General features: G+C 70.7%; 5 protein-coding genes and 1 pseudogene. 3 read left to right on the forward strand and 3 right to left on the reverse strand.

Annotation, left to right across the window (positions count from 1 at the left end; all coding sequences use genetic code 11):
• The 3 genes and pseudogenes from AB0F72_RS42005 to AB0F72_RS42015 form a co-directional block, all read right to left on the reverse strand.
• Positions 1–662: pseudogene (locus AB0F72_RS42005) on the reverse strand (hypothetical protein); the annotation flags it as partial.
• A gap of 35 nt (positions 663–697) precedes the next feature.
• Entirely contained in the window at positions 698–1,525 is an 828-nt protein-coding gene (locus AB0F72_RS42010) for a DUF4232 domain-containing protein (RefSeq protein ID WP_360444886.1), read from the reverse strand.
• A gap of 11 nt (positions 1,526–1,536) precedes the next feature.
• Positions 1,537–1,812, reverse strand: a complete 276-nt coding sequence (locus AB0F72_RS42015) for a hypothetical protein (protein WP_360444889.1) — start codon at positions 1,810–1,812, stop codon at positions 1,537–1,539.
• A 432-nt stretch (positions 1,813–2,244) separates the two neighbouring features.
• Here AB0F72_RS42015 and AB0F72_RS42020 point away from each other — a divergent pair, with 432 nt between their 5' ends.
• From AB0F72_RS42020 to AB0F72_RS42030, 3 genes are read left to right on the forward strand one after another with little or no spacing between them, the layout of a single operon-like run.
• The gene (locus AB0F72_RS42020) at positions 2,245–3,207 is read left to right on the forward strand and encodes a helix-turn-helix transcriptional regulator (protein ID WP_360444892.1); all 963 of its coding nucleotides are present in this window, start codon (positions 2,245–2,247) and stop codon (positions 3,205–3,207) included.
• A 51-nt stretch (positions 3,208–3,258) separates the two neighbouring features.
• Positions 3,259–4,716 (forward strand): MFS transporter, encoded by a 1,458-nt coding sequence (locus AB0F72_RS42025; RefSeq protein ID WP_360444895.1) that lies wholly within the window; start codon positions 3,259–3,261, stop codon positions 4,714–4,716.
• An 11-nt stretch (positions 4,717–4,727) separates the two neighbouring features.
• Entirely contained in the window at positions 4,728–5,315 is a 588-nt protein-coding gene (locus tag AB0F72_RS42030) for a TetR/AcrR family transcriptional regulator (RefSeq protein ID WP_360444898.1), read from the forward strand.
• Positions 5,316–5,889 lie beyond the last annotated feature (574 nt).

Consider the following 5,889-nt stretch of genomic DNA (forward strand, 5'->3'; position numbering starts at 1 on the left):
AGAATCTGCTGACCGTTCGCCAGGCTCTTCACGTTCCACCAGCCGTTCGCCGTCCGGTAGAGCGCGAGGTCCGCCTTGCCGTCGCCGTTGAAGTCACCCTTAGTCGGGTCCGGCTTCGCCACGTCGTCGACGATGTTCTTGTACCGGATGCCGCTGAAGTTCTCGCTCACGTACGACCAGGCCAGCCGGCTGTACTCGGTCTTGCGATTGTAGTTTCGCTCGGCGTAGTTCCAGACGCCGGCGGTCGGGTCGCCCGGGGTGTCCCACTTCGCGAACAGCTCGATGTGACCGGACTTGAGGAGCGCGTCGCCCGGCTTCAGCGACTTCAGCGCGATGTTCGTCTTCAGACTGGTGGCCGCGAAGTCGTCGGTGTTGAAGTCCCAGCCGTCCGACTTCTTCTTCAGGTGCCACGCCATCGAGACGAAGCCGGAGCAGTCGGGACGGTACGAGTGGCCGTCGCCGTCGGAGATCGCGTCCGACTGGTTCTGGCTGTACCAGGTGTCGCCGCGGTCGTACCAGTACTTGGCCCGGGTCAGCACCTCGGCGCGGGTGATCTGGCCGCCGAGCTCGCTGGCCGCGGCCGCGGGCTGGGCGCCGGCGACGACCGTGCCAGCAGTCATGGCGAGGGCCATCGATGCGACGAGTCCGAGTTTGGTGCGCATGGAACTCCTTGTCATAAAAGGGGTGTGATCGCGCGTCAGGCGCTCGGGGCCTTGGCGCTGAACGGGGTTGCGTTGATCTGGCCGAACTGACAGACCGGTCCGGCCGAGTACGGGATCTCGATGCCGACGTTGTCCGGCGGCGCGTAGACGGTGAGGATGGTGGCCGCGCGCTGGCAGTCACCGGTGGCGGGCTCGTCAGGTCCGGCCACGGTGCTCCAGACAAGGGTCGACCAGGCCGCTGCGCCGGGCGCGAGGGTCACCGGCTTCTTCGTGCCGATGCGCTCGGTCCCGGTGGAGACCGGCTCCTCGTGGCCGTCGAGCAGTTGCAGGTCGGGGTGGCCGTTGAGGGCGCACGGCTGGGTGGACTTGTTCACGACGCTCAGATACGCGGTGCGCTTGCCCTTGGCCGGCGCCGTGGTGCGCAGCTGCGCGGTGAGGGAGATGCCGGAGCACGGCGCGGTGGCCGGGTCGGCCCCCTCGGTGGCGGGCTTGGGCTTCTCCGTCGCGGCCGGCGTGGCATTGCGGGTCTTATCGGATTTGTCAGGTGCTGAGCCGCCGGCCCCACCGGCCGTTCCGGGTGGAACTGCGGCGGCAGTTCCGGGCGGCACGGCCGCGGCCGTGCCGGCCGGGTTGACGCCGGCCTGGTTGGCGCCGGCCGGATCGATGCCGGCCTGGTTGGTGGCAGCCGGATTGATGCCGGCCGCGTCCGGGACCGGCGCGATCCCGCCGGCCGGGGCGCCCGCCTGGCCGGCCGGCGCGGCGACCGGCAGGGCCGCCTCGCCGAGATCGTCCGGCGTTCCGCATCCGGCCAGCACACCGGCCGTGAGAATGATGGTCGCCACAGTGGCGCGCAGGTTCTTCACCGAGAGTTCTCCTAGAGGACCACTTCGGGCAGGGGGACATTGCGAATGGAGAAGTGTGCGAATCCCAGGCGCCCCAGGACGCCCCGGATGCAGGTGTTGGTTCGCGCGGTTTCCGCAGCCACGGTGAATATCCCGACGGCGATGACGCCCGTTCGTATACGCACCGAGACGTGTTCGATTTCCGGCTCTCCGGCGAATGCCGCCCGAATCGAAAAGATCAGTTCTTCCGCATCGTTTCCGGTGATGGCCTCGCCTGCGGCGTCGATTGTCGCCAGCGTCAGCCGCATCGATTCAGTCCCAGATGAGGCTCCCCTTGGAGTCCACGCTGATCGGGGATTTCTCGGCGACAGGCGACGCTCCGGCGTCGTCCTGCGAAGCAATTCCGACGGAGAATAGAATCGCTGCGAGAGCAGAAATCAGAACACGAGCAGACATGGTGGACCCCCGTTTACAATGACTGGTGAGATTTCGAATGCCGTACCGTTGTGTCGTCCGGTGTGGCGTTCTGGAATCATTCTGCGAGCCGCCGGGAGCGGGCGGAAGGGCTAGTGCCTGGCCGGAACCGTCCATGGACCGATGCGGCCACCAGCGGCCCTGCCGGCCACCCGCCCGCCGATCCACCAAGGTCATTGCGGGATCGGATTCGGCTGTGGGAGCATCCTCGAACTACGTCATCTAGGTCGCTGCGGGGGCTCGATCTGATGCTGGCCACATTGGGCTTGACAGCGACATCGGAGTCCGTTTACCGGTGTCTCCTTCACGAGACAGGCTGGGGAGTCGCCGATCTGGCCGGCCACCTCGGCATCACCGAGGCGGAGGTGCGCGGGGCCCTGGACTGCCTGTTCGACCTCGCCCTGCTCCGCGAGTCGATGGACGATCCGGGCGGGATCCACGTGGTGGACCCGGACGTCGCGCTGGGGCAGGCCCTCGCGCGACAGCAGGCCGAGGTGGCCCGCCGCCAGCAGGAGGTGGCCGAGAACCAGGCGGCCCTCGCCCGGTTGATCGACGACTTCAGCCAGAGCCGCCGGCAGAGCTCCGCGACAGCGACCGAGTTGCTCGGCATCGAGGCCGTGCAGGACCGCCTGGAACGGCTGTCCCGGGAGACGGCCTTCGAGGTTCTGACGCTGATGCCCGGTGGCGCGCAGTCACCGGCCGCGCTGGAACGGGCCCGGCGCAACGACGACCGCCTGCTGGAGCGGCAGGTGCGGATCCGGACCATCGGGCTGGACAGCATCCGCAACGACCCGGGCACGATGGCGCACGCCCGCTTCCTCACCGAGAGCGGCGCCGAGTTCCGTACCTCGGCGGTCCTGCCGCCGAGGATGATCCTGGTCGATCGCCGCGCCGCGCTGGTGCCGATCGATGCGGCCGACAGCCGCAAGGGCGCGCTGTTCGTCAGCGGCTCCGGGCTGATCGCCACCATGCTGGCGTTGTTCGAGCAGGTCTGGGAGATCGCCAGACCGCTGGGCGCCGCGCGGGACCCGGATCGGGAGGGGTTGAGCGCGCAGGAACGGGCGCTGCTGAAACTGCTCGCGCAGGGGCTCACCGACGAGGCGGCGGCGACCCGGCTGGGCGTGTCGCACCGGACGGCCCGCCGGATGATGGCCGACCTGATGGAACGCCTCGACGCACGCAGCCGCTTCGAGGCGGGACTGAAGGCCGCCCAGCGCGGCTGGTTGTGATCACCGCCCTACACCCGTGGTACTTCACCGACCAGTCGGTACAGTTTTGGTATGACACTGACCGCCGCGCCTACCTACTCGACGGCTCGCCGCTGGTCCGCCCTGGGCGTCCTCTCCGCGGCGGTCCTGCTGCTCTCGATCGACGGGACGGTGCTCGCGCTCGCGGTGCCCTCCCTGACCGAGAGCCTCTCCCCCACCGCCGAGCAGATCATCTGGATCGGTGACATCTACTCACTCGCCCTGGCCGGCCTGCTCGCGCTGATGGGCAACCTCGCCGACCGGCTCGGGCGCAAGCGCGTCCTGCTCGCCGGATCCGTGCTGTTCGGCCTGGTCTCGCTGCTGGCCGCGTTCGCCACCAGCGCGGAACAGCTGATCGCCGCCCGCCTGCTGCTCGGCGTCGCCGGCGCCACGCTGATGCCGTCCACGCTCTCGCTGATCCGTAACCTGTTCCCGGACGCCGCCGAGCGCACCCGGGCGATCGCCGTCTGGTCGGCCGCGTTCGGCGCCGGCTCCGCGGCCGGCCCGATGATCGGCGGTTTCCTGCTGGAGCACTTCTGGTGGGGCTCGGTCTTCCTGATCAACGTGCCGGTCATGGTGATCGTGGTCGTTTCCGGTCTCTGGCTGCTCCCCGAGTCCAAGGACCCCAGCCCCGGCCGGTTCGACTGGCCGTCCGCGCTCCTGTCGATGCTGACGATGGCGCCGATCATCTACGCGATCACCCACAGGTCCGTCTCGTCGCTGCCGGTCCTGGCCGTCGGCGTGCTCGCCGGCTGGCTCTTCGTGCGCCGCCAGCGCACCCTCTCCCACCCGATGATCGACGTTGACCTGTTCCGCAACCCCGCGTTCTCCGGCGCGGTCGCGGCCAACGTCATCTCCATCTTCGCGCTGGTCGGCCTCCTCTTCTTCTTCTCCCAGTACCTCCAGTTCGCCCGTGGCTTCACGCCGCTGCAGGCCGGCCTCGCCGAGCTGCCCGCGACGATCGCCTCGATCGTGGTGGTCGCGCTGGTCGGCGTCGCGATCACCCGGCTCGGCCGGGGCCGCGCGATCGCCGTCTCGCTCGCTGTCGCTGCCGCGGGTCTCGCTCTCGTCGCGCCTGCGGCGAGCTCTCCCTGGTACGGGTGGCTCGCGCTCTGCCTCGTGCCGGTCGGACTCGGGGTGGGCCTGTCGATGACCCTCGCCGGCGACGCGATCATCTCGGCGGCGCCGCCCCGGAAAGCGGGTTCCGTCTCCGCCGTGACCGAGACGGCGAACGAGCTCGGCGTGGTGCTCGGCATCGCGGTGCTGGGCTCGCTGCTCACCTCGGTCTACCGGTCCACGCTGTCGCTGCCCGCGTCGGCGCCGCCGGAGGCCTCCGACTCGCTCGGCTCGGCCCTGCGGGTGCTGGACCCGTCGCTCGCCCAGGTCGCCAAGGACGCGTTCGTGACAGCGATGCAGACGACATCGCTGGTCGCGGCCGGGTTCACGGCGGTCGCGGCCGTGGTGGCGTGGCGTCTGATCCCGTCCCGCTAGGCTCTGGGCTCATGGGTCGAACAGCGGGGCGGTCACCCGAGGACACCCGGCGTGCGCTCCTCGAGTCGGCGGGCGAGGTCATCCGTACCCGGGGCCTGAACGCCTCGCTCGATGACATCGCCCGCCACGCCGGTGTCTCCAAAGGCGGCCTGATCTATCACTTCGCCAGCAAGGACGAGTTGCTGCTCGAACTCGCCCGCAGCGTGCTGGCCCGCTTCCGCGACGACGTCGCGGCCCGGCTCGACCCGGCCGACGACGCGCCCGGCCGGTTCACCCGGGCCTACATCCGCGCGCTGCTCGCCCCGGTCGAGGACGAGGTGGCGGCGCGCCGGGAGATGGCCCTGATCAGCCAGCTCTCCACGGTCCCGGCCGTGGCGGCGCTGGTGGCGGCGGACACTACGGAGCTCAACGACGAGTTCGCCGCCGACGGGCTCCCGCCGGACGTGCTGACGCTGGTCACCGCGGCGGCGGACGGGGTGAGCATCGCGCCGATGTGGGGCGGCACGGTCGCCACCGCCGATCACCGCGAGCTGGAGAAACGCCTGATCCAGCTGACCAGGCGCCCGGAGCTCTGGCAGTCCCTCCCCTGGACCCCCTGACCCGCGTCACCGTCCGGCGCGACGCGCGTCCGGCAGCAGGGGCTCGCGATGTGGCGCGGGCACCGGGATAGCGGCACACCGAAGCCCGCATCAGCGGGGACGGCGGCACACCCAAGCCGTGTGTGCGCTCTCACCCATGCCCTGGCAGGGGTAAGCCCTCACGATGGCGTTGCGTGTGCCCCCACCTATCCTCAGCCGCCACCCCGCCCGCGAATCCGCCCGCCGAGCGCCGCGAGCGCCGCCCGGCGGCCCAGCGGCCCGGCGGCCCAGCGGCCCAGCCGCGCAGCGGCCCAGCCGCGCAGCGGCCCAGCGGCCCAGCGGCCCAGCGGCCCAGCGGCCCAGCGGCCCAGCCGCGCAGCCGCGCAGCGGCCCGGCGGCCCAGCGGCCCAGCGGCCCAGCGGCCCAGCGGCCCAGCGGCGCGAGCCCGTAGTCCGGGCAGAGAAGGCGGCGGTCCGGGCGGCAACCATTCCGCGACGATGGCGCACCGGGTCGCTAATCCAACCCGCCGGCGACGGGCCGAACAGAAGAGCGCAACCACCGGAAAGAACCAACGAAAGGGACCGCTCTTGCGCAC

Source organism: Actinoplanes sp. NPDC023936, assembly GCF_040639325.1.
GTDB lineage: Bacteria > Actinomycetota > Actinomycetes > Mycobacteriales > Micromonosporaceae > Actinoplanes.

Coding starts and splice junctions, on each gene's coding strand:
- AB0F72_RS42030 (WP_360444898.1), top strand. CDS start 4,728: ATGGGTCGAACAGCGGGGCGGTCACCCGAGGACACCCGGCGTGCGCTC.
- AB0F72_RS42025 (WP_360444895.1), top strand. CDS start 3,259: ATGACACTGACCGCCGCGCCTACCTACTCGACGGCTCGCCGCTGGTCC.
- AB0F72_RS42015 (WP_360444889.1), bottom strand. CDS start 1,812: ATGCGGCTGACGCTGGCGACAATCGACGCCGCAGGCGAGGCCATCACC.